Here is a 19,500-nt window from a genome sequence, read left to right as displayed (position 1 = left end):
GGGCTCAGGTCCGTGTGATCGGGCAGGCGGTGAAGCGCATCAGCTCACCGAGCGTGCGCGTAACCTGCTTTAGCGCGTACTCCACCGCGGAGACATCGCCGGTCAGCACCACCGCGCCGGTGAAGCGATCGAGAAAGCCGATCTCCACCGCGCCAGACTTGGTGGCGATGTCGCAGGCGATAATTGATGCCTCACTGGGGGTAATGGTGAGAATGCCGATGGCGGAGACCGCGTCCGGCAGGCCCAGCTTTTTGAACAGATCTTTGCCCGGATTGGCGATGAGATGCGCCAGAGTGACCTGTTTACCCGGGACATACTCCTGGATCATGCGTTCGGTAGGGGTTTGCGGTTCCATTATCCCTCCATCAGCTGTTGCCACAGCGCGTCGTGCGGTCGCGGGATCACTGCCCGGTAAACCAGTAATCCTTTCTCGCCTGCGCTGTCGCTGGCCACCGTGACGGCGTTGTCGACATCGGCGATATCGCCAGCCACCACCATGTAACACTTGCCGCCGATACCAAACGCCATATGGATGCGCACCAGGGTGACGTTGGCCGCTTTCACCGCGCGGTCGGCGGCGCTGATGCACGCTGCCACGCTCCAGGTTTCGACGATCCCCGCCGCCTGCCGCTGCTCGACCACGTTGAGTCCGCTGATCGCCGGCAGTACGCTGGGGTGAATGTTGGCCAGCACCAGGCTGTCCACCAGCATCTCCCCGGCGCGCGCCGTGCCGGCGGCGATTGCCTGTTGCACGGCGCCGACGTCGCCGCCGAGCATCAGCAGGAATTTCCCGGGACAAAGGGTTCTGCAGAGCAGGAGCTGTACGTTCGCGCTTTTCAGCATGACGTCGCCCAGCTCCATTCCCCTGGCGATACTGGTCAGTTCTAAAATTCCGATAGCCTGGGTCATGATTAACCTCTTACAAGCGTAATGGCCTGCTCCGTGATGGCGGAGACCTGGCCGTCAATACTGGCGTGTACCGGCGCACCGAGGGCGTCGGCAGGGATGTCTGCCAGCAGCTGGCCGCGCGTTACTCGCTCTCCCGGTGCGACGCAGGGCACGGCGCTGATGCCGATATGCTGGCGCAGCGGCAGGGTGACGCAGCCCACCTCCGGCTCCACCGCCGTCAGCGGCGCCTCCTGATACCAGGGATCAAGCCCCAGTTTGCTGATGAGCCGTTTGACCGGCACCAGGCGGTGCTTCGCCATCTCGTCCGCCGGACGTAGCGGTCCCTCGTAGCGCAGGTTTTTCGCCCTCAGCTCACGTTTCAGCAGACGGTTGATGCGCATGGGGGAAATCCCCACCGGGCAGGCGACGCTCTCGCAAACGTTGCACTCCGAGCAGGTCAGGGCGCTGAGCAGCAGCGACGGGGTGGCCGCCTGGCGATAGTTCACCGCCCGCACCAGCAGGTGGGGAGAAAGCTCATGGCCGATCAGGTGCCGGGGGCATAAATCCGTGCATAAGCGGCACTGCTCACAGACGGTGCGGGCGATGGCGAGCAGGGTGTGCTCATCCTGCCGCCGCCGCTGGATCAACGGATGGTTGCCCGGAAGCACCAGCAGGCCGCCGGTGGTTTTGGTGACCGGTGTCTCGAGGGAGGTGATGAGTGCGCCCATCATCGGACCGCCGTTGATAAACCCCGGTTCGGCAACCGTCGCGCCGCCGGCCAGGGCCAGCACCTCGCGCAGCGACATGCCCAGCGGGACAGTCAGCGTCAGCGGACGGGCGACAGCGCCATTGACGGTCAACGTCCGGCGGGTCACCGGATAGCCCTGCTCCACGGCTCTGGCGATATTGAGCACCGTCTGCACGTTATTGACCACTACGCCGACGCTGACCGGCAGCGCGGCAGGCGGCACGCGACGCCCCGTCGCCAGCCAGATAGTGAGCACCTCATCCCCGGCCGGATAGACATCAGGCAGAATATGCAGCCGGGCCCATTCCGGTAGTCGCGGGGTTAACGCCGCAATCGCCGGAGTATATTTCGCCTTCAGGGCAATGATCCCTTCCCGGGCGCCGGTGGCGGTCATTGCGTAACCCAGGCCGCGAATCAGCCGGTCAGCCTGCTGCGCCATCAGCTGTTGATCAACCTTCAGCATCGGTTCGCATTCAGCGGCGTTCACCAGCACGGTGTCTACCCGGGCCTGCAGTTTGATGTGGGTCGGAAAGCCCGCCCCACCGGCGCCCACCACGCCGGCGGCCCGGACGCGCTCGCGGATCTCCGCCGCGTCAATGTCTGGTAGTGGCACTATCGCTTCACTCATTGCAGGCTCTCCAGCAGTTGCGCGATGGCCGCGCCATCGGCCGGACGCGGGTTGGTGCGCAGGGTGGCGTCGGCCAGCGCGGCCGGCACCATGGCGGGAATTCGCGATAAGAAAAGGGGATATTTTTCCTGCAAGGCGCCCTTGAGGGTGGGAATGGCGCACTGCTGTTTCAGTGTTTCCACCGCGGCAATCAGCGCCTGGAGAGCCTCCTGTTCGCCAGCTTCCGGCGGGCAGAACCGGCAGGCCCTGGCCAGGCGCGCATAGCGCTTCGCCGCTCGCGGCTCGCCGGCGTTAAAGCGGATCACCGCGGTCAGCAGCAGCGCGTTGGCCAGGCCATGGGGGAGGTGAAACTGGCCGCCAAGCTGATGGGCGATAGCATGATTGAGCCCAAGGCCAGCCTGGCTAAAGGCCATGCCGGCAAGGGTTGAAGCATTGTGCATTTTGCTGCGGGTCGCAACGCAGTCGCCCTGGCGAACCGCAACGGGCAGGGCGCGAAATACCAGCCTGGCGGCTTTTTCCGCCAGTGCATCGGTAAAATCGGTGGCCTGCGGCGATACCCATGCCTCAAGGGCGTGGGTCAGGACGTCCAGCCCGGTATGGGCTGTGATGGTGGGCGGTACGCTGACCACCAGCGTTGGGTCAAGGATCGCCATGTCGGGACAGAGCGCCTCATGGAACAGCGGATACTTGATCCCTTTTTCCGGGTCGCTGATGACGCAGGCGCTGGTCACTTCCGACCCGGTACCGCTGGTGGTGGGGATCGCCACGCAGGTGTCGACAGGCAGCCCGCCCTGCTGGCTGAACCAGACGATCGCCTTGGCGGCGTCCATCGCCGAGCCGCCGCCGAAGCCGATCACCACCTGCGGACGCAGGGCCTGCATCTGCGCTATCCCTTTCGCCACGGTGTGAATGGTCGGATCCGGTGTAATATCACTGAACACGCTGACGCGGTTGCTGGCGGGCAGCGCGGCGCGCAGCCGCTCGAACAGCGGCGAGCGCGCCAGGAAGCCGTCGCAGACGATCCAGATGTGCTGATGGCTAAAGCGCTGCAGCGCGGCCAGGCTGCCCGGGCCGCTGTAGAGGCGCGTTTGCAGAGAAAAGGTGTGCATGGCGCCCCCGGCTAGCGAATGGAAAAACCGTTGGTCAACACGCAGCGCCGCAGGCGGGCGAACGTCCGCGCGGAGGTGGTGCCTTCTCCGGTTGGCGTGGCGATGGTGAAGGTGGTAAACCCTTCGCCGCCGACGCCGATACCCGCGTAAGACGGACCATTTTTGACAAAAATGGAGGTCTGCAGCGTGCGTGCCGCCAGATTGAGCCGCGAGACATTCTGCGAGTGCATAATGGCGGTGTGGTGCAGACCCTCCTCAACGCGCAGGGCCAGGGCCAGGGCGCTATCAAAATCGGCGACCCGGACGATCGGCAGCACCGGCATCAGTTGCTCGCAGGTCACCCAGGGGTCGTTCGCCTGCACCTCGGCTATCAGCAGGCGAGGGGGGCGGGAAGGGACGGCGAGACCGGCGGCCGCCAGCAGCTCAGCCGGGCTCTTACCAACCAGTTTTTTATTCGCCGCGCCGTCGGGCAGGCAGACGGCGCGCAGGGTATCGGTCTCCTGCGGGCTCAACAGCAGCGCGTCAAAATCCTGCATCTGCTGGATCAGGCGGTCAGCGACGGAGGCGACGACGATCAGGCTTTTTTCGGCGATACAGGGCAGGTTGTAATCGAAGGCGGCGCCGCTGATGATATCTTCGGCGGCTTTGACGAGATCGGCCGTTTCATCAACGATGCACGGCGGATTGCCGGCGCCAGCGCCGATCACTTTTTTACCGCTTTTCATGCCCATCGCCACAATGCCAGGGCCGCCGGTGATAGCCAGAACGGCAATCAGCGGGTGGGCCATCATTTGCTGGGTGGCTTCAAAGGTCGGCTCGGCAACGGTCACCACCAGGTTACGGATCCCGCTGCAGCGGTAGGCGATCTCTTCGATCCTGGCGATAAGCGTTAACGAGACCTTTTTCGCGCCGGGATGGGGGCTGAAATAGACGCTGTTACCCGCCGCCAGCATGCTGATACTGTTGTTGATAATGGTTTCCGTTGGGTTGGTGCTGGGCGCCACGGCGCCAATAACCCCGAACGGTGAGTACTCAAACAGCACCATCCCGCCATCGCCGGTGAGGGCGCTGGTAGTGAGATCCTCAATGCCCGGTGTGTTCTCAAGGGCAGCTTTATTTTTCAGATATTTATCTTCTTTGTTGCCCATGCCGGTTTCCGTGGCGCTCTCCTCCGCCAGCGTCGCCAGCTCGGGGGCCAGCGTCTCCCGCAGCGCGCTGATAATGGCGCTGCGGGTTTTTAGCGGACACTGCTGATAGCGGAGAAAAGCCTGATGGGCGGCGTCGATGGCGCTGCCGACGTCGCGGAAAATGCCCTGCTGTTCCTGAGAAACGGGGGCGGGCGCGAGCTTTTCGCTGAGAATGGTGCGGATAAGGGTTTCCAGTTCTGCTGTATTCATTGATGTGTTCTCACGTTAATGGCCGCCATAGCAGCCTGTGCAATAGCCATATCCTGCTCGATGCTGCCGCCGCTAATCCCGAGGCCGGCTATTAGCTGGCCATCGCGCCACAGCGGATATCCGCCGCCAAAGGTGACGACTTTGCCCTGCAGATGGCTCTCCAGACCGTACAGCGCAGCGCCTGGCTGTACGGTCGTCGCGAGCTCGTGGGTGGCGGTTTTCATGGCGACGGCGGTCCAGGCTTTTTTCGGCGCCAGCTCGCTGCTGACCAGCAGCGCATCGGGCATTCGCCAGGTCACGGTTTCGGTACCGTGTGCGTCAACGATGCTCACCACCACCGGCACCTGCAGCTGGCGGGCGTGTTCGATAGCCTGACGGGTAAGCTGATGCAGCTCGTGAAAGGAGAGCGACCCGGCCTGGGCTTTGGGCGCGTCGGACGCAGGCGACCCGCTGGCGGCCAGGTAGCGGGCGGCAATCTCCGCCACGAGGCGGCGCTGGTGATCGGCCTGATCCTCGCTGCGCGCCAGGGCATACAGGCAGTCAGATAAGCGGTTCAGATAACGCAGCAGTATCTGACGGATAGTGACCTCTGCCGCCAGCTCGACCAGCCGGCGCTCCGCCCGACGGGAAACGGTGCGGGCCAGGTGCAGACGACTGGCGGCTTCGCACCGTCCGGGCAACACAAACTGGTGCAGCGCCGGCACGCGGGCCATCTCGCGATCGATGGTCTGCTCCAGCAGGGCAATCTCTTCGCTGCTGATATAGCGCTTACCCGGTGATGGCTGTTCGCTGTCGCTGGCGAGCTCCGCGCTGAACCAGAAAATATGTTGCTGCAGGGCTTCGAGCAGGACGCGATGTTCCTCTTCAGCGACGGCGCAGACGCACAGGCTCAGCACCGCGTTCAGTTCATCCAGGGTGCCGTAGGCTTCGACGCGCGGATGCGTCTTGCTGACCCGCTGGCCGGTAAAGAGTGATGTACTGCCGGCATCGCCGGTTCGGGTATAAATAGCCACAGGCGCCCCCTTAGCGTGAAAGTGAGTCAACAATGCCCACAACGGCAAGATCGATAGCCTCATTCGGGCCGCTAAAGACGTGGCGTGCGCTCGAGCCGCTGCAGAGCAGCACCAGCTCGCCGACGCCAGCGCCAACCGAATCTACCGCCACTTCATCGCCGCTCGCGGGCGGAAATGGATGTTCGTCGTCTGTGCTTACCCGGCGTACCAGCAGCAGTTTTTTGCCGTTCAGAGAGGGCGATTTTTGCGTCGAGACGACGGCGCCGGTCACGCGTGCCAGATGCATAGTTCACTCCTGCGTAATCAATTGAACATGCCGCGCGACGGCCGCTTCGCGGGCGAGGGCGGTGATAATGGGGCGGCGGCGCAGCACCAGATAACCTCCGTGGAGGCGGGCTACATCGGCGTAGGTGAGCACCGACGCGGCGTGAAGTCTGACGGGCTGGCCAGGCGGGTCGCTGAACGTCAGCGGCAAACGGGCGAGTTTTTTTACCGCCAGCGCGGGGAGCAGGGCGGGAAGCAGCGTTAGCTGTACCCGAACGCCCCAGGCCATCGCCTCATGCAACGCGCAACCGGCGGCCGTCAGTGCGCGCTGGCCGGTAAGCTGCTCCAGCAGCGGTAAATCCACCTGCACGATGCGCAGCGAAGCGTGCTGGCACAGCAGGCTGTGGATATCCGCTTCGCCGAGCTGGGCCACGCTGAGCGTGGCCGTACTCCGGGCGCGACGACGCAGGCGGGCGGCGACCTCTTCGACGATACGCTGCAGCATCGCGTGGTTCATGGCTTCGTCACCAGCGTAGCCCAGGCCTGCGCAGCGTCAGCGCCTGCCGCATTGGCTTCGTCAGTATCGATGTGCATCTCAAGACGCATATCCGGGGCTACGCGGACCGCTACATTGTCGAAGATAAGCCGCCTGTCGCTGCCTTCGATCGCCACCGCGACGCTATCGCCATGGGCGACGCGCAGGATCAGGGCATCGAGCGGGGACATATGAATATGTCGTTGGGCGACGATCGTCCCGCTGCTCAGCTCCAGTTCGGCAAAGGGGCTTATCAGGCGGATCCCCGGCGTGTCCTGCAGATTGCCGGACATGCGCAGCGGCGCGGCGATACCGAGGGTCCGGGCGTCGGTGCGTGAGATTTCCACCTGGCTGGTCTGGCGCAAAGGGCCGAGCAGGCGCACGTTGTTTAATCGTCCTTTGGGGCCAACCAGGGTCACCGTCTGCTCTGCAGCATACTGTCCGGGCTGCAGCAGCGCTTTTTTCGGCTGGATAGGCTGAGCGGGAAAGAGCCTGGCGTAGTCAGCCGCCGCTAAATGGATATGGCGACTGGAGATACCGATAGGGATGGGACGCTGGCGCATCTCATCCAGCACTTTGTTGACTGTTGAAGCCAGCTGTTGTTTATCCATTACGCGTCACCTCGTTTACCGGCGTGCAGGCACTGCGAGCGAGGTTCGCCTTTTTGCCGTGGACAGTGCGGGTCCAGGCACAGGTTGCAGGTCACCTGCTCCGCAGGGCGGGGGAGGGTGTCTGCGGGATCTCTGCGCTCATCCATTACGGTGGCGTTCTCCTCTTCCAGAGCAGCGTCAGGTGCTGGTGAAGGCGCTTCGACGCGGGCTGGCAGCAGGCCTGCGCCGGGCCTGGCGATAACCTTCTGCGCCACCAGCCCCTGCTGCCGGTCGGCGAGTTCGGCCCCGGTCATCACCGCCGCCTGGACAGAGGCCACATCACCGGCGATCTTCACCACCATCCAGCCGGAGCCGTTGGTCTTTTCCAGGGCGAGCAGCGTGATGGCGGCCGCTTTCGCCATGGCGTCGGCGCAGGTGATGGCCAGGGCCAGGCCGCTGACCTCAAGTAATCCCAGTGATTGCTTCACGCAGTGCTCCTTGTTTCAAGGTCAGACGGATTTCGGCAGAATGGCCTCAACATCGCTGTGCGGGCGTGGGATCACATGGCTGGACTTGACCTCGCCGACCACGCTGGCCGCCGCGCTCCCGGCGTCAACGGCGGCTTTCACTGCACCGACGTCTCCGCGGACCATCACGGTAATCAGCCCGGAGCCAATTTTTTCGTAACCAATCAACTGCACGTTGGCGGATTTCACCATTGCATCAGCGGCTTCAATGGCGCCAACCAGGCCTTTCGTTTCAACCAGTCCTAGTGCGTTATTCATATTGTGTTCTCCTGTGGATTAAGCATGGCGATCCCGAAATGGGATCCCTTTGACGAGACGAGCCGCATTGTTGCCAGTGTTTCGCCGGGCCAGCCTGTCCTGGTGATACCTCAGCGAAAACAGCGGAGTTGATGCGGGTAAATTTTTGTAGTGCACGATGAGCTGTTCCCGGTCGCAGGCGATGCCCACCAGCAGCGGCGAACGCTGCGCCGCCTGCCAGGCGTGATGGACAAGATCGCCGCCGGTCCGCGGTTGCAGAACGAAAGGAATGCCTTCCTCTTCAATGCCCAGCAGGACATCGCGCCACTGTTCGCTGCATTCGTCAGTGACCGCAATGACGATGGCGGGGGTGACGAGGCTACTCTCCATGCGTACCTCCTTTTTGCCAGGCAAGGAGTAATCCGCTGGCGACCGCATTGCGCGGGCCTTCACTGCCGCGGATGTTGCCGCGCCCGGCAACCAGCCGGTAGTGCGCCAGCGCGTCGGTGACCAGCTGGGGGATCTCGAAATCGAGGGACGAGCCGCCCACCAGCACTACGAACGGGATGTCGCGAATGTTGCCGGTAGGGCTCACCTGGCGTAACGCCCGCAGGGCGTTGGTGACAAAGACGCGTGATTTGGCGCTACGGCGAATGGCGCGCACTTTCTCCAGCGGCAGATCGCCGGGCAGGGGAACCAGTTCATCCGGTTTCACCACGCAGACGCGGGCAAATACCGCCGGTGGTAAGGCCGACGGAAAAAACTGGACGCTGCCGTCTTCATGACGCAGATGAAACAGGCTTTCGACTTTTGCCAGCGGATATTTTTTGATCTCTTCCGCCAGGTAGCGGTCCTCAAGCCCCAGCTCGCGGGCGATGATCATCGTGACCATATCGCCGGCGCCGGCCAGGTGAGTGGCGCTGATCTCTCCTTGCGCATTGATAATGGAGGCGTCGGTCGACCCGGCGCCCAGATCGAGGATCGCCAGCGGGCGCGTGGTGCCGGGAGTGGTGAGCGCCCCGAGAATGGCCGCTTCCGCCTCAGCGCCACCCACCTGAACCGCAATCTGCAGTTTGTGCTCAATTTCACGGGCGATCAGGGCCATCTGCAGGCGATCCGACTTGACCATCGAGGCGATACCCACCGCCTGCTCCAGCGAGAACTCCCCCGCCAGGCCACCGGTCACGCTGACTGGCACCGCCGTATCAACGGCCAGCAGATCCTGAATGCGGATCTCCTGAGCTGGCTTATTGGTAAGCTCAGCCATGGTCTGGCGCACATGCTCAAGCATGCCGCCGATATTGGTGCCCGCTTCTCCCGCGACGTTGTCCAGTTTGCCGCAGCCGTCAACCGCCTTCATGATGGCTTCCGCCCCGGCGGCCACATCAACCTGTACGCTGCGCCCCTGAGCGATGAGCAGCAGATTCCCCGCCGGAATAGTCCGTGCCTTGACGTCGCCGGAGGGGGTTTTCACCACTACGGCCGAACGATTGCCAATCAGCGCCCGCGCCATTGGCACGATATTTTTGGTCTCTTCGGCGTTGAGATTGAAAACGGTGGCAATACCATAGGGGTTGGAGAGCGTTTCGATAATCTTGCCGGGTAAAGCGACCTCGACGGCCGCCAGCATGCCAAGTGGAATACGGTCGATATGCTGAACTTCATCGATCACCGGCAGCGGTTGCTGTAGCCGGTTATTGACCAGCACGCCGTCATCCTGCTGCAAAATAATGCCGGAAATCTGATAGCCCGCTGCCGTCGCCGCATTGACCATCGCAGCGACATCGGCAAAGTCAAAGGCTGAGGAGACCACCAGAATATAGGGGGCGTCCGCAGCGCAGGACAGCAGCGCCTCCGGTGTGATGGTGATGCCGACCCCCAGTCCGACGCCGCCGGGTGTCTTCGGGTTGTGGCCGATCATGGTGGACTCGGTGATGATGGTTTCCGTGATGGTCTCCATCGCCACATCGCCAATGACCGGCGTGGCTTCGTTAATGCGAATAAGCGAGATATCGCTGACCTGAATGCCTGCCGCTTTTGCCGCCTGTGTTAGCGCCTCCTGAATACCGAACACATTACGTAATGTGCCTTTAATACCGGTGGTTTCAGCCAGCGCGCTGTGGCGGATGTTCAGCACACCTGCGTCATCGACCGTCGCCAGGGCGACCTCTGTCGATGAGTTGCCAATATCAATGCCAGCGATATAGCGCATGCTTGCCCCCTGTTAATCGTCGCCTTTCAGTTTCTTACGCTCGACGTACAGCCCGGCCGCTTCCCGAACAAAGGCGGCACAGATCCGGGCCTGGTAGCGATGCTCCAGGTCGTCAGCGATCGCCAGTAGCTCCGCCTGGGTGGAACGGTATGGGCGCAGGGCGTTGTAGATCTCAAGGATCCGGTCGTCGGGAACCGCGGTGAGCTCGGCGGCCCGCTCAAAGTTCATCGCCAGCCGATCGCGTCCGGCATCCTGGGCGATCGCCGCCTGCATCCGCAGCGTTTCCGGGGTAATGCGCATGTCCTGCGCCGTAACGCGATCGCTTAATACGTTCTCCAGCGTCAGGTCATCGAGCGTTTTATTGGTAGCGGTTTTGACCCACTCCGGATGGCGGGTGGCTAACGGGTAGTCGCTGACTTTAGGCTGGCGAGCGGTGTCGTTTGTCGGTGCGGCTGGCGCGGGCGTTGCCCCGTCCTGTAGGCTGTTCATCCGGCTCAGCACGTCGCGTACCATGGATTCAATTGCGTCGGTATTCATCGGGATATCCTTTGTTAAAGCGCCATGCGCAGTTCCTGCGGGTTTTTGCCGGTCACTACGTATTTGGTCTCTTTAATGTGCAAAATGGCCGACTTCGCCTGGTATTTGGGACGAGCCATCTGATCGTTGAGCGTCGGCACTGGCTGTGGCGACTCGCGTTTGGCGTAGCGCGCGGCGTTTTTGCCAATCTGGCGGTAGGTTTCCAGGGTCAGCAGCGGCGCCTGCGGGAAGAGTTCCAGATTGGAAAGCGGCGGCAGGCCCCGCTGGTGGATGACGGTGGTGCCTTTCGACTGAATACCGATCGAGATGCCGGAGCCGCTCAGGCGGTTGCCTTCCACCGCCACGAAGGCGACGTCAGAAGATTTAAAGCAGCGGATCACCCGGGCTTTGATGCCTTCTTCCTCAATGCCGGCGATCACTTCGCGCAGGATATTTTTATGCGGAATGCCGACGATATTGGCGGTTTGCGCCAGGCCAAAGGCGGGCCCGACGGCAATGATGACTTCATCCTGCTGCGTGCCGGGTTTGGCTTCGCCGATTTCCGTCAGGAAGCTGTCGCTGGACACAGGCGCAACAGCGGCCGACGCGACGGAAGCGGCAGGCGCGCTAAAGGAGACTGGCTTATCTGCGCCTGATTTCATCTCCGACAGCACCTCTTCGATAATCTGGCGCAGCAGCGTTTCGTTAATTTCCATTTTTCACCCCTTAGCCAAGTTCATTGGGATCGAGCGCGCCCGGGATATTTTTAATCTCTTCCCAGCGCTCGCCTTGCAGGCGGTAGCCTGTTGCCGGACCGGCATAATCGTTCACGTCATTCACGGCCGAGAGCACCTGGCCTTCGCCGACGATGATGGCGGAGGTGTGCAGGTAGTCGCCGGTGAGCTTGGCTTTCTGAATATTGAGCATGTCCTGGGCGACATCGGGGAAGCCGCCTTTCGCCAGGGCTTTCACCACCTCCAGGCCGTTGCGGTTCTTGTTGATGATCTCCTGGGCAAACTTGATGTCCTCAACGATGTTGCGCTCAGGCATATCTTTTGAACCGTGGGCGTAAGTGGCGGCCTCCACCTCTTCATCCGTAATTGGCGGCAAACCCATGCCGGCAAATACCGCTTGCAGCGCGCGGGCGGCTTTATTACGAATGGCGATCACGTCCTCTTCACGCACCGGCCGCAGGCCGCCATCGACCTTCAGATCGCGCTGGATCACGTTGTAGTCGTCGAAGTCTTCGGCATCTTCGTTGGAACCGGCGAACATGTTGTCGTAGTTCGGCACCGCCGAGTAACCGGAGGAGATAAAGTCGGTGCCTGGCAGGAACTGCATCAGCAGGCGCGCGGTACGCCGCATATCCGAGTGGGTAAAGGTTTGATCGTTACTTGAGGCGCACTCCAGATCCAGCGCTGAGCAAATCAGGTTTTCCGCCAGTACGGCGCGGATACCCGACGGTACGGCGGACGGCACGCCGATACAGCTGACGGAGCCATTCTGCAGGCCTTGCACCCCGGCGGCTTTGGTGATGTAGATGCAGCGCGCTTCGAGATACAGCATCGATTTGCCTTCGGCATAACCCATCTGCACTTCAGAGCCGGAGCCGGAGGTAAAGCGCATTTTCAGGCCGCGCGAGGCGTAGGAGGAGGCGAGGAAGCCTTTTGACCATGGGGTGTCATCGCCATCGGTAAACACCGGTTCCGTACCGTAGACCGAAATGGTTTCGGCATAGCAGGTATGGCCCAGCATGCCCAGTTTCAGCTCGGTGGCTTCTTCCAGCGAACACTGGGTGAGGACGCCGGGGCGGCCCACCTGTGAACCGACCAGCAGGGCGATGGCGTTGAACGGCGCGTAGCGCGCCACGGCGACGGTGGTCTCCTGCTCGTCAAAGCCGCGCCATGCGCCTTCAGCGGCGTCGGCGGCAATCTGTACCGGATTATCTTTGATATTAGTGACATGCGCCTGCTGGGACGGCGTGCGGCGGGCGCGCATTTTTTGCATCGCCATCATCATCTCGACCACGTTCATATGCGACACCACTTCGACGATTTTCGCCGGGGTCATCGCGGTGGTGAGCGGCACGATGTCGCTGCGTTTAACGTTCGGGTCGCAGAGCATATTGGCGAGCTTGACCGAATCCATGGCCATCACTTCTTCGGCACGCGCCAGATTGATACCGTAGCGCGCGATAAAGTGGTCAATCAGGTCGAACTGCTCAACCGGTTTGCCGTCGAGTTCGGTCACCGCGCCGTTGACGATGCGGATAGAGGGTTTGGGATCGTTAGGGCTTTCCATCGCGATAAAGCCCTCTTCGATCCACTCCTTAACGAAACCATCCTGATTCACAGGGCGTTTCGCCAGTGCTTCAAATCTTTTCGATCTCATGAATCAGCCTCGCGGGTATTAAATGTAGGAGGGGCGATCGTTTTTCGGTTCGGCGCCCAGCGTCCCCAGTACGGTTTTGCCGATCTCCCGGGCGGAGATCACCGCCTGGCGCACCGCGCCGGAGTCGCCGGAAATCACCAGGATGGCTTCGTTGCTGAAGCTGGTGCCGTGGGCCGGTGAGCTGTAAGCCACCACTTCGACGTTGGCTGATTTCAGCGCGGTATCGGCCATCAGCACGCCAACGGACGCCGGCGCGCCGACGATAATCCCGCAGGCGCGGCCCAGCGGAGCGCCGAAGGCTTTTTCCAGGGCGTAGCTGGCGCGCGCGGTATACTGCAGCTCGATATGACCCGCCTCGTTGCCGTAGACATCGCCGAAAGTACGGTCCAGCTCTTTCAGCGCGACCTCAATCCCGCGTTTGACGTCGGAAACATCGTTCCCGCCCAGCACAATCAGCGAGCCATGGCCGGCGCCGCCTTTGGTGTCGCGAGGAAGCTCAATGCTGACCACTTCGGTGTTGGTGGCTTTGACCGCTTCATCGGCGGCCATAATGTGCGGCCCGGCGCCGGTGCGCGCACCGAGGATGCCGATAGAGCGATAGCGTTTTTCAAGCTTCATGGCTTCCAGCAATGCGGCATCCACGTTGGCGATGACCAGCCCGAGGGTGTCGCCAATGGCGGTCCCGACAAATTCCGTTAAGCTGCAGCTTTTCTCTGCCATAGCCGTCTCTCCTGTGGGATGGGGGGTATCGGGAAGCGCCTGCTGCTCTGGCGTCGCCACACGCGCTATGACTTGCGCCATGATCTGTTCAACCAGCTCATTGCTGCTCATTGGCTATTCCCCTTCGGTAAGATTTTTTCAACATCGGTATGGGGGCGGGGAATGACGTGTACGGCTTTCACCTCGCCCACGTGGCGGGCTGCGGCGGCACCGGCGTCGGTAGCAGCTTTAACTGCCCCCACGTCGCCACGCACGATGACGGTCACCAGGCCTGAACCGATCCTTTCATAGCCAACTAATAAAACATTGGCCGACTTAACCATTGCGTCAGCGGCCTCTATGGCTGCGGTTAAGCCTTTGGTTTCTACCATTCCTAATGCTTCTTGTTGCATAAAGACCTCGCAGGGTATGTTCCAGTGAGGGAACTATATGGCGGGGCGGCGAAAAAGAATGGCTGAGTTGATGGTGTAGAACGAAAAAATAGTGGTTTTTATATAATAATAAATAGTCATGATTTATTTTATATTGTTGTTTTTATTGGTTTTTATTTTACTTATTAATGTGATTATCTTGCGGATGCTGTTCCGTATTTACATTTTTGGGCGTGATTTTTTAAATTGTTTTTGCTATGCGATATTTTGCGTGGTGTGATATTTGTTGGAAAATAAGCACTGCGCTTTTGCAATTTTTTATTATTGAGTTGGAAATAAAAATATCCCCTGAACGCCCGCCATTGCTGCATGGATTCGCGAGCAAATAGCAATAAATTGCTCTTCTTCAGCGACTTTACGCCGCCCGTTTTCCGCAGGATGCCAACACTTTGCTGCCGCCGGTTTCTATAGTGGGCCTCGCCGTACCCAACGAGCCAGCGGATGGTTGGCTGGCCTGGACACGAACTTCGTCAAGAGGTGTCACAATGAATGGTTCTTTACGCGCGCAATGTATCGCCGAGTTTTTAGGCACCGGGCTATTTCTGTTTTTTGGTATCTGCTGCCTGAGCGCTCTGAAGCTGGCTGGCGCCAGCCTGGGGCTGTGGGAGATCTGTATTATCTGGGGACTGGGTATTTCTCTGGCGGTGTACCTGACGGCCGGCATTTCGGGGGGGCATCTGAACCCCGCCGTCACCGTCGCCCTGTGGCTGTTTGCCTGCTTCCCGGGCAGAAAAGTGTTGCCCTATATCGTGGCCCAGGTCGCCGGCGCGTTTGGCGGCGCCGTGTTGGCCTGGATACTTTACAGCACCCTGTTTACGCAATTTGAAACGGTACATCATATGGTGCGTGGCAGCCTGGAAAGCCTGCAGCTGGCCAGTATCTTCAGTACCTACCCGGCGCCTGAGCTCAGCATCTGGCATGCGGCGCTGGTGGAGGTGGTGATCACCTCGATGTTGATGGGGATGATCATGGCGCTCACCGATGATGGCAATGGCGTACCCAAGGGCCCGCTGGCGCCGCTGTTGATTGGCATTCTGGTAGCGGTGATCGGCGCCTCGACCGGGCCGCTTACCGGTTTTGCGATGAACCCGGCGCGCGATTTTGGCCCGAAATTATTTGCCTGGCTCGCCGGGTGGGGCGACATCGCGATGACTGGCGGAAGGGATATTCCCTATTTTATCGTGCCCATCATCGCGCCATTGCTGGGCGCCTGCCTCGGCGCCGCAATTTATCGTTTTCTCATCGCCAATAATCTTCCCTGTCATACCTGCGTTGAGGAGAAAAATACGCGTTAGCATCCAGTGAAAAATGTATTACTGAAATAGCAAAACTATTTCATGAACCGATATCACGAACCGCTCAAAAAGTCTCCCCGGGTTGGGAGACTTTTGTTATTGTCAATGCACTTTTTTATCGTCGACGGGATCTGATGCTAAAAAAGGGAAATATGAATAATATGTTTTATTTATAACAAAAAATTAACTGAGGGGTTTTATCATGATTTCTGCGAGTACCCTGAACTCAGAACTCATCAATAAAATCGCACAGGATTTTGCGCAAGCCACCAGTCTGGCGGTTGTGGTCGTCAATATTCACGGTGATGAGATTTCTGAACTGTTTAATTTCACGCCGTTTTGCCAACTCATGCGTCAGCACCCGGAGCACAGCGGACGCTGTCGCATGAGCGACCGCTGCGGCGGGCTGGAAGCCTCGAAAAATGACCAGCTGTGTATCTACCGCTGTCACGCGGGGTTAACTGATTTTTCCATCCCGCTGGTGATCGCCGGCCACCTCGTTGGCTTCGTGCTGTGCGGCCAGGTGCGTCTGAGCAATGATATTGAACTGGTTGATATTCTGAACGTGGATGACCGCTGGCAGGACGATCCGGCGCTGGTCCAGGCATTTCGCGATGTGCCTGAGATGGACTATTCGCGGGTTATCGCTTCGGCGGATCTGCTGAAGCTGATCGTCGAGAATTGCCTGAAAAAACAGCTCAACTTTGTGGTTATCAAAGATAACCCGCCGCAGAACGACCCGGCGCAGGCCTGCCGGGCGGCCTCGCCGCACGATGGCAAAATGAAGAAGGCGCTGCGCTATATCGACGCGCATCTCTCCGATGAGCTGCGTCTGGAGGACGTGGCGGCGCACGTCTATCTCAGCCCGTACTACTTCAGCAAACTGTTTAAAAAGTATCAGGGGATCGGCTTTAACGCCTGGGTCAATCAGCAGCGGATGGCGAGCGCAAAAGAGCTGCTATGCCACAGCGACTGGAGCATTGCCAGCATCGCGCGGAATTTAGGTTTTTCGCAAACCAGCTATTTTTGCAAAGTGTTTCGCCAGACCTATCAGGTAACGCCGCAGGCATTTCGTCAGCAAATTAATGCCGGATCACAAACTGAGTCTTTTTAAATGACAATATTTTGCTATTGCCGATTTTTGATATCCCGGAGTATCTTCATCATTATAAAATGAAAAAAACGACAGTAGAGCAATAAATTGTCATAGCGCAACAAAATAGTGATATTCGAGGGATAAACTACACCAGTTTTTATTTTTGTGATGGGATAGAGTGTCCGTTAATACGAGACTGATGAATATCACAACACCGTTTCACCTCGCGGACGTCATTTTGCAGGCGATGAGGCGGTAAAAGTAAGCGTGAAACATTAACCGCGGATGCATGGCGCATCGGCGAATACAACCGACAGGTTCGACACTAGTTTGGTGTCAGGGAAGGGGGTGTAAATCCCCCGCAGCCCCCGCTGCTGTAATGCTGACGACCCCGCAAAAACCACTGATCGAAAGATTGGGAAGGGCGGGCGAGAACGAGGCTAAGCCAGAAGACCTGCCTGCCGGTAACTGACCAACAACTTCGGTGGGAAGTGGATGGCTTAGCGGTGCGTGGTCGCAGGACCAGGCATGCGCGCAGCTATACCCCGACCACCTGAACAGGACAGGGTATGGCAACCAGGCGTGCGTTTATTCTTGCGGGTACCGGCAGCGGTTGTGGCAAAACCACCGTTACGCTTGGCCTGCTCAGCTTGCTCCAACAGCGCGGTTTGCGGGTGCAACCCTGTAAAGTGGGGCCAGACTACCTGGACACCGCCTGGCACACCGCCATCAGCGGCATCGCCTCCCGCAATCTCGACAGCTTTATGCTTCCCGCCCCGATACTCAACGCGCTGTTTGCCGAACAACTGCAGCAGGCCGACATCGCGGTTATCGAAGGGGTGATGGGCCTGTATGACGGGTACGGCATCGACCCCAACTACTGCAGCAGCGCGGCCATGGCCAAACAGCTTGGCTGCCCGGTGATTTTGCTGGTGGATGGCAAAGCGGTGTCGACTTCCGTCGCCGCCACGGTGATGGGCTTTCAACACTTTGATCCGGCCCTCAACATCGCTGGCGTTATCGTCAATCGGGTTAACAGCGACGCGCACTTCCAGCTGCTGAAAAGCGCCATTGAGCGCTACTGTCAGGTGCCAGTGCTCGGCTATGTGCCGCGCGTGGAAGGCGTGGCGCTGCCCGAACGGCATCTGGGGCTGGTGACCGCCCGCGAGTCGGTGGTCAATCAGCAGGCATGGCGGGATTTTGCCAGCCTGCTGGGGCGCACCCTCGACATAGACCGGCTACTGGCCCTCAGCGAACTGGCCGCCATGCCGGCCGGCGAGTGGGGGGAACAGCTTGCCGCCGACGCCGGCGAAGGACTGACGCTGGCCCTCGCCGACGATGAGGCCTTCAATTTTTATTACCCCGATAACCTGGCGCTGCTGGCGCGCTGCGGCGTGAAGATGGTGCGCTTTAGCCCGCTGCGCGATCGCCAGTTGCCGGCCTGCCAGATGATCTGGCTCGGCGGCGGCTACCCGGAGCTGCATGCGGCCGGGCTGTCCGCCAACCATGAGATGCTGGCGCAGCTTCGCGCGGCGCACCGGCGCGGGGTGGCGATCTACGCCGAGTGCGGCGGTCTGATGTATCTGGGCACGACCCTGGAAGTCACCGGCGGCGAGCGCTACGCCATGGCGGATATTATTCCTGGACACAGCCGAATGGGGACGCGTCTGACCCGGTTCGGCTACTGCGAAGCGCAGGCGCAGCAGCAGACGCTGCTGGCCGCTCCTGGCGAGTGGCTGCGCGGCCATGAATTTCATTACTCCGATTTTTCGCCCGCCACCCCTGCCGTACTGGCCTGCCGTAAACAGCGAGACGGTAAGACGCTCCAGCAGTGGCCGGGAGGATGGCAGTCCGGCAGCGCCTTTGCCAGCTATCTCCATGTCCACTTTGCCCAGCGCCCCACCATGCTCAACCACTGGCTGCGAGCGGCAAGGAGGGCGCAATGACTCTTCTCGCCTGGTGTGTGGCCTGGATACTTGATGTGCTCATTGGCGATCCGCCGCACTGGCCGCATCCGGTGCGCTGGATAGGTCGCCTGATCACCGTCAGCCAGCGTGTGGTGCGGCGCGTCTGCCATAGCGACCGGGCGCTGCGCATCGGCGGCGGGGTAATGTGGCTGGTGGTGACCGGCCTGACATGGGGCGTGGCCTGGGGCGCACTGGCGCTGGCGCACGGGCTCCATCCCTGGCTGGGATGGCTGGTGGAGGTGTGGATGATCTTCACCGTGCTGGCGGGACGCTGTCTGGCACAGTCGGCGATGGCGGTGGCCCGGCCGCTGCAGGCCGGGGATCTCGCCGAAAGCCGGCATAAGCTCTCCTGGATTGTCGGGCGCGACACCTCTCAGCTCCAGCCAGCGCAGATCAACCGTGCGGTGGTGGAGACCGTGGCGGAAAACACGGTGGATGGCATTATCGCGCCGCTCTTTTTCCTGCTGCTGGGCGGCGCGCCGCTGGCCATGGCCTATAAAGCGGTCAACACCCTCGATTCCATGGTCGGCTATAAACACGAAAAATACCGGGCGATCGGCATGGTCAGCGCCCGTCTTGATGATGTAGCCAACTTCCTTCCCGCCCGGCTGAGCTGGCTGCTGCTCAGCCTTGCCGCAGTGCTATGCCGGGAAGATGGCGCCCGGGCGCTGCGTACGGGCTGGCGCGATCGTTATCAGCACAGCAGTCCTAACTGCGCCTGGCCGGAAGCGACCGTCGCCGGCGCGCTGGGGATCCGCCTTGGCGGCCCGAACGATTACTTCGGCCAGCGCGTTGAAAAGCCCTGGATAGGCGACGCCGTCCGCGACATCGCGGTGGACGATATTTCCCGAACCATTCGATTAATGTGGGTGGCGTCAAGCCTGGCGCTGGCGCTATTTATCGGCGTGCGCTACTGGCTGGTCGGCGCGGCCTGAG

The 19,500-nt window shown here is 60.6% G+C and carries 22 protein-coding genes and 1 riboswitch; of the genes, 4 read left to right on the top strand and 18 right to left on the bottom strand.

The window, feature by feature from the left end; translation table 11 throughout:
* Positions 1 to 4: 4 nt before the first annotated feature.
* Genes pduU through pduA form a run of 18 tightly spaced genes read right to left on the bottom strand, consistent with a single transcriptional unit; the run spans position 5 to position 14,167 of the window.
* Positions 5 to 355, bottom strand: a complete 351-nt coding sequence (gene pduU / locus N438_RS11300) for a propanediol utilization microcompartment protein PduU (RefSeq protein ID WP_016161761.1) — start codon at positions 353 to 355, stop codon at positions 5 to 7.
* Positions 355 to 909, bottom strand: coding sequence for a propanediol utilization microcompartment protein PduT (gene pduT / locus N438_RS11295; protein ID WP_023298168.1), 555 nt, complete (start codon positions 907 to 909; stop codon positions 355 to 357). Before pduT ends, pduU begins: the two co-directional genes overlap by 1 nt.
* Before the next feature lie 2 nt (positions 910 to 911).
* Entirely contained in the window at positions 912 to 2,264 is a 1,353-nt protein-coding gene (locus tag N438_RS11290; protein ID WP_016161760.1) for a 4Fe-4S dicluster domain-containing protein, read from the bottom strand.
* On the bottom strand, positions 2,261 to 3,373 hold the full coding sequence (gene pduQ, locus N438_RS11285; protein WP_110199829.1) for a 1-propanol dehydrogenase PduQ: 1,113 nt from the start codon (positions 3,371 to 3,373) through the stop codon (positions 2,261 to 2,263). Before pduQ ends, N438_RS11290 begins: the two co-directional genes overlap by 4 nt.
* Before the next feature lie 11 nt (positions 3,374 to 3,384).
* Positions 3,385 to 4,770, bottom strand: a complete 1,386-nt coding sequence (gene pduP / locus N438_RS11280) for a CoA-acylating propionaldehyde dehydrogenase PduP (protein ID WP_032755433.1) — start codon at positions 4,768 to 4,770, stop codon at positions 3,385 to 3,387.
* Entirely contained in the window at positions 4,767 to 5,783 is a 1,017-nt protein-coding gene (pduO, locus tag N438_RS11275; protein ID WP_049139874.1) for a two-domain cob(I)yrinic acid a,c-diamide adenosyltransferase PduO, read from the bottom strand. Before pduO ends, pduP begins: the two co-directional genes overlap by 4 nt.
* Before the next feature lie 10 nt (positions 5,784 to 5,793).
* Positions 5,794 to 6,069 carry a EutN/CcmL family microcompartment protein gene (locus N438_RS11270; protein WP_008806309.1) on the bottom strand — a complete coding sequence of 92 codons (276 nt, stop codon included), beginning with the start codon at positions 6,067 to 6,069 and terminating at the stop codon, positions 5,794 to 5,796.
* A gap of 3 nt (positions 6,070 to 6,072) precedes the next feature.
* A complete protein-coding gene (gene pduM / locus N438_RS11265; protein WP_049139872.1) occupies positions 6,073 to 6,564 on the bottom strand; it encodes a microcompartment protein PduM in 492 nt (163 codons plus the stop codon).
* Positions 6,561 to 7,193: a phosphate propanoyltransferase gene (locus N438_RS11260; protein WP_008806307.1), complete on the bottom strand. Its 633-nt coding sequence runs from the start codon at positions 7,191 to 7,193 to the stop codon at positions 6,561 to 6,563. The genes pduM and N438_RS11260 overlap by 4 nt, the downstream gene beginning before the upstream one ends.
* Positions 7,193 to 7,660 (bottom strand): BMC domain-containing protein, encoded by a 468-nt coding sequence (locus tag N438_RS11255; protein ID WP_012967299.1) that lies wholly within the window; start codon positions 7,658 to 7,660, stop codon positions 7,193 to 7,195. Before N438_RS11255 ends, N438_RS11260 begins: the two co-directional genes overlap by 1 nt.
* Positions 7,661 to 7,681: 21 nt before the next feature.
* Positions 7,682 to 7,957, bottom strand: a complete 276-nt coding sequence (pduJ, locus tag N438_RS11250) for a propanediol utilization microcompartment protein PduJ (protein ID WP_002915806.1) — start codon at positions 7,955 to 7,957, stop codon at positions 7,682 to 7,684.
* Between the two features lie 18 nt (positions 7,958 to 7,975).
* A complete protein-coding gene (locus N438_RS11245; protein WP_023298162.1) occupies positions 7,976 to 8,326 on the bottom strand; it encodes a glycerol dehydratase reactivase beta/small subunit family protein in 351 nt (116 codons plus the stop codon).
* A complete protein-coding gene (locus tag N438_RS11240; protein WP_016161756.1) occupies positions 8,316 to 10,148 on the bottom strand; it encodes a diol dehydratase reactivase subunit alpha in 1,833 nt (610 codons plus the stop codon). Before N438_RS11240 ends, N438_RS11245 begins: the two co-directional genes overlap by 11 nt.
* Before the next feature lie 12 nt (positions 10,149 to 10,160).
* Positions 10,161 to 10,685, bottom strand: a complete 525-nt coding sequence (gene pduE, locus N438_RS11235; protein ID WP_008806303.1) for a propanediol dehydratase small subunit PduE — start codon at positions 10,683 to 10,685, stop codon at positions 10,161 to 10,163.
* A 14-nt stretch (positions 10,686 to 10,699) separates the two neighbouring features.
* On the bottom strand, positions 10,700 to 11,380 hold the full coding sequence (pduD, locus tag N438_RS11230; RefSeq protein ID WP_016161755.1) for a propanediol dehydratase medium subunit PduD: 681 nt from the start codon (positions 11,378 to 11,380) through the stop codon (positions 10,700 to 10,702).
* Between the two features lie 10 nt (positions 11,381 to 11,390).
* Positions 11,391 to 13,055 carry a propanediol dehydratase large subunit PduC gene (gene pduC / locus N438_RS11225; RefSeq protein ID WP_002915744.1) on the bottom strand — a complete coding sequence of 555 codons (1,665 nt, stop codon included), beginning with the start codon at positions 13,053 to 13,055 and terminating at the stop codon, positions 11,391 to 11,393.
* Positions 13,056 to 13,073: 18 nt separating this feature from the next.
* On the bottom strand, positions 13,074 to 13,886 hold the full coding sequence (gene pduB, locus N438_RS11220) for a propanediol utilization microcompartment protein PduB (protein WP_008806300.1): 813 nt from the start codon (positions 13,884 to 13,886) through the stop codon (positions 13,074 to 13,076).
* The gene (gene pduA / locus N438_RS11215; RefSeq protein ID WP_002915737.1) at positions 13,883 to 14,167 is read right to left on the bottom strand and encodes a propanediol utilization microcompartment protein PduA; all 285 of its coding nucleotides are present in this window, start codon (positions 14,165 to 14,167) and stop codon (positions 13,883 to 13,885) included. The genes pduB and pduA overlap by 4 nt, the downstream gene beginning before the upstream one ends.
* Before the next feature lie 524 nt (positions 14,168 to 14,691).
* Here pduA and pduF point away from each other — a divergent pair.
* From pduF to cbiB, 4 genes are all read left to right on the top strand, one after another.
* Entirely contained in the window at positions 14,692 to 15,501 is an 810-nt protein-coding gene (gene pduF, locus N438_RS11210) for a propanediol diffusion facilitator PduF (protein WP_012967303.1), read from the top strand.
* A 202-nt stretch (positions 15,502 to 15,703) separates the two neighbouring features.
* Positions 15,704 to 16,615, top strand: a complete 912-nt coding sequence (gene pocR / locus N438_RS11205; protein WP_012967304.1) for a regulatory protein PocR — start codon at positions 15,704 to 15,706, stop codon at positions 16,613 to 16,615.
* A 280-nt stretch (positions 16,616 to 16,895) separates the two neighbouring features.
* A riboswitch (cobalamin riboswitch) is annotated at positions 16,896 to 17,074 on the top strand.
* A gap of 92 nt (positions 17,075 to 17,166) precedes the next feature.
* Positions 17,167 to 18,543 carry a cobyrinate a,c-diamide synthase gene (locus N438_RS11200; RefSeq protein ID WP_032755427.1) on the top strand — a complete coding sequence of 459 codons (1,377 nt, stop codon included), beginning with the start codon at positions 17,167 to 17,169 and terminating at the stop codon, positions 18,541 to 18,543.
* A complete protein-coding gene (cbiB, locus tag N438_RS11195; RefSeq protein ID WP_008806296.1) occupies positions 18,540 to 19,499 on the top strand; it encodes an adenosylcobinamide-phosphate synthase CbiB in 960 nt (319 codons plus the stop codon). Before N438_RS11200 ends, cbiB begins: the two co-directional genes overlap by 4 nt.
* Position 19,500 lies beyond the last annotated feature (1 nt).

This window comes from Klebsiella sp. GL120222-02 (assembly GCF_003097195.1).
GTDB classification, from domain to species: Bacteria; Pseudomonadota; Gammaproteobacteria; order Enterobacterales; family Enterobacteriaceae; genus Klebsiella; species Klebsiella variicola.
The sequence above is the reverse complement of the archived record's forward strand: the minus strand, read 5'-3'. Positions and strand labels throughout refer to the sequence as shown.

Excerpts from the sequence above, each read along its gene's own strand:
- pduU (WP_016161761.1), bottom strand. The coding sequence starts at position 355 with ATGGAACCGCAAACCCCTACCGAACGCATGATCCAGGAGTATGTCCCG.
- pduT (WP_023298168.1), bottom strand. The coding sequence starts at position 909 with ATGACCCAGGCTATCGGAATTTTAGAACTGACCAGTATCGCCAGGGGA.
- N438_RS11290 (WP_016161760.1), bottom strand. The coding sequence starts at position 2,264 with ATGAGTGAAGCGATAGTGCCACTACCAGACATTGACGCGGCGGAGATC.
- pduQ (WP_110199829.1), bottom strand. The coding sequence starts at position 3,373 with ATGCACACCTTTTCTCTGCAAACGCGCCTCTACAGCGGCCCGGGCAGC.
- pduP (WP_032755433.1), bottom strand. The coding sequence starts at position 4,770 with ATGAATACAGCAGAACTGGAAACCCTTATCCGCACCATTCTCAGCGAA.
- N438_RS11270 (WP_008806309.1), bottom strand. The coding sequence starts at position 6,069 with ATGCATCTGGCACGCGTGACCGGCGCCGTCGTCTCGACGCAAAAATCG.
- pduM (WP_049139872.1), bottom strand. The coding sequence starts at position 6,564 with ATGAACCACGCGATGCTGCAGCGTATCGTCGAAGAGGTCGCCGCCCGC.
- N438_RS11260 (WP_008806307.1), bottom strand. The coding sequence starts at position 7,193 with ATGGATAAACAACAGCTGGCTTCAACAGTCAACAAAGTGCTGGATGAG.
- pduJ (WP_002915806.1), bottom strand. The coding sequence starts at position 7,957 with ATGAATAACGCACTAGGACTGGTTGAAACGAAAGGCCTGGTTGGCGCC.
- N438_RS11245 (WP_023298162.1), bottom strand. The coding sequence starts at position 8,326 with ATGGAGAGTAGCCTCGTCACCCCCGCCATCGTCATTGCGGTCACTGAC.
- N438_RS11240 (WP_016161756.1), bottom strand. The coding sequence starts at position 10,148 with ATGCGCTATATCGCTGGCATTGATATTGGCAACTCATCGACAGAGGTC.
- pduE (WP_008806303.1), bottom strand. The coding sequence starts at position 10,685 with ATGAATACCGACGCAATTGAATCCATGGTACGCGACGTGCTGAGCCGG.
- pduD (WP_016161755.1), bottom strand. The coding sequence starts at position 11,380 with ATGGAAATTAACGAAACGCTGCTGCGCCAGATTATCGAAGAGGTGCTG.
- pduC (WP_002915744.1), bottom strand. The coding sequence starts at position 13,055 with ATGAGATCGAAAAGATTTGAAGCACTGGCGAAACGCCCTGTGAATCAG.
- pduB (WP_008806300.1), bottom strand. The coding sequence starts at position 13,886 with ATGAGCAGCAATGAGCTGGTTGAACAGATCATGGCGCAAGTCATAGCG.
- pduA (WP_002915737.1), bottom strand. The coding sequence starts at position 14,167 with ATGCAACAAGAAGCATTAGGAATGGTAGAAACCAAAGGCTTAACCGCA.
- pduF (WP_012967303.1), top strand. The coding sequence starts at position 14,692 with ATGAATGGTTCTTTACGCGCGCAATGTATCGCCGAGTTTTTAGGCACC.
- pocR (WP_012967304.1), top strand. The coding sequence starts at position 15,704 with ATGATTTCTGCGAGTACCCTGAACTCAGAACTCATCAATAAAATCGCA.
- N438_RS11200 (WP_032755427.1), top strand. The coding sequence starts at position 17,167 with ATGGCAACCAGGCGTGCGTTTATTCTTGCGGGTACCGGCAGCGGTTGT.
- cbiB (WP_008806296.1), top strand. The coding sequence starts at position 18,540 with ATGACTCTTCTCGCCTGGTGTGTGGCCTGGATACTTGATGTGCTCATT.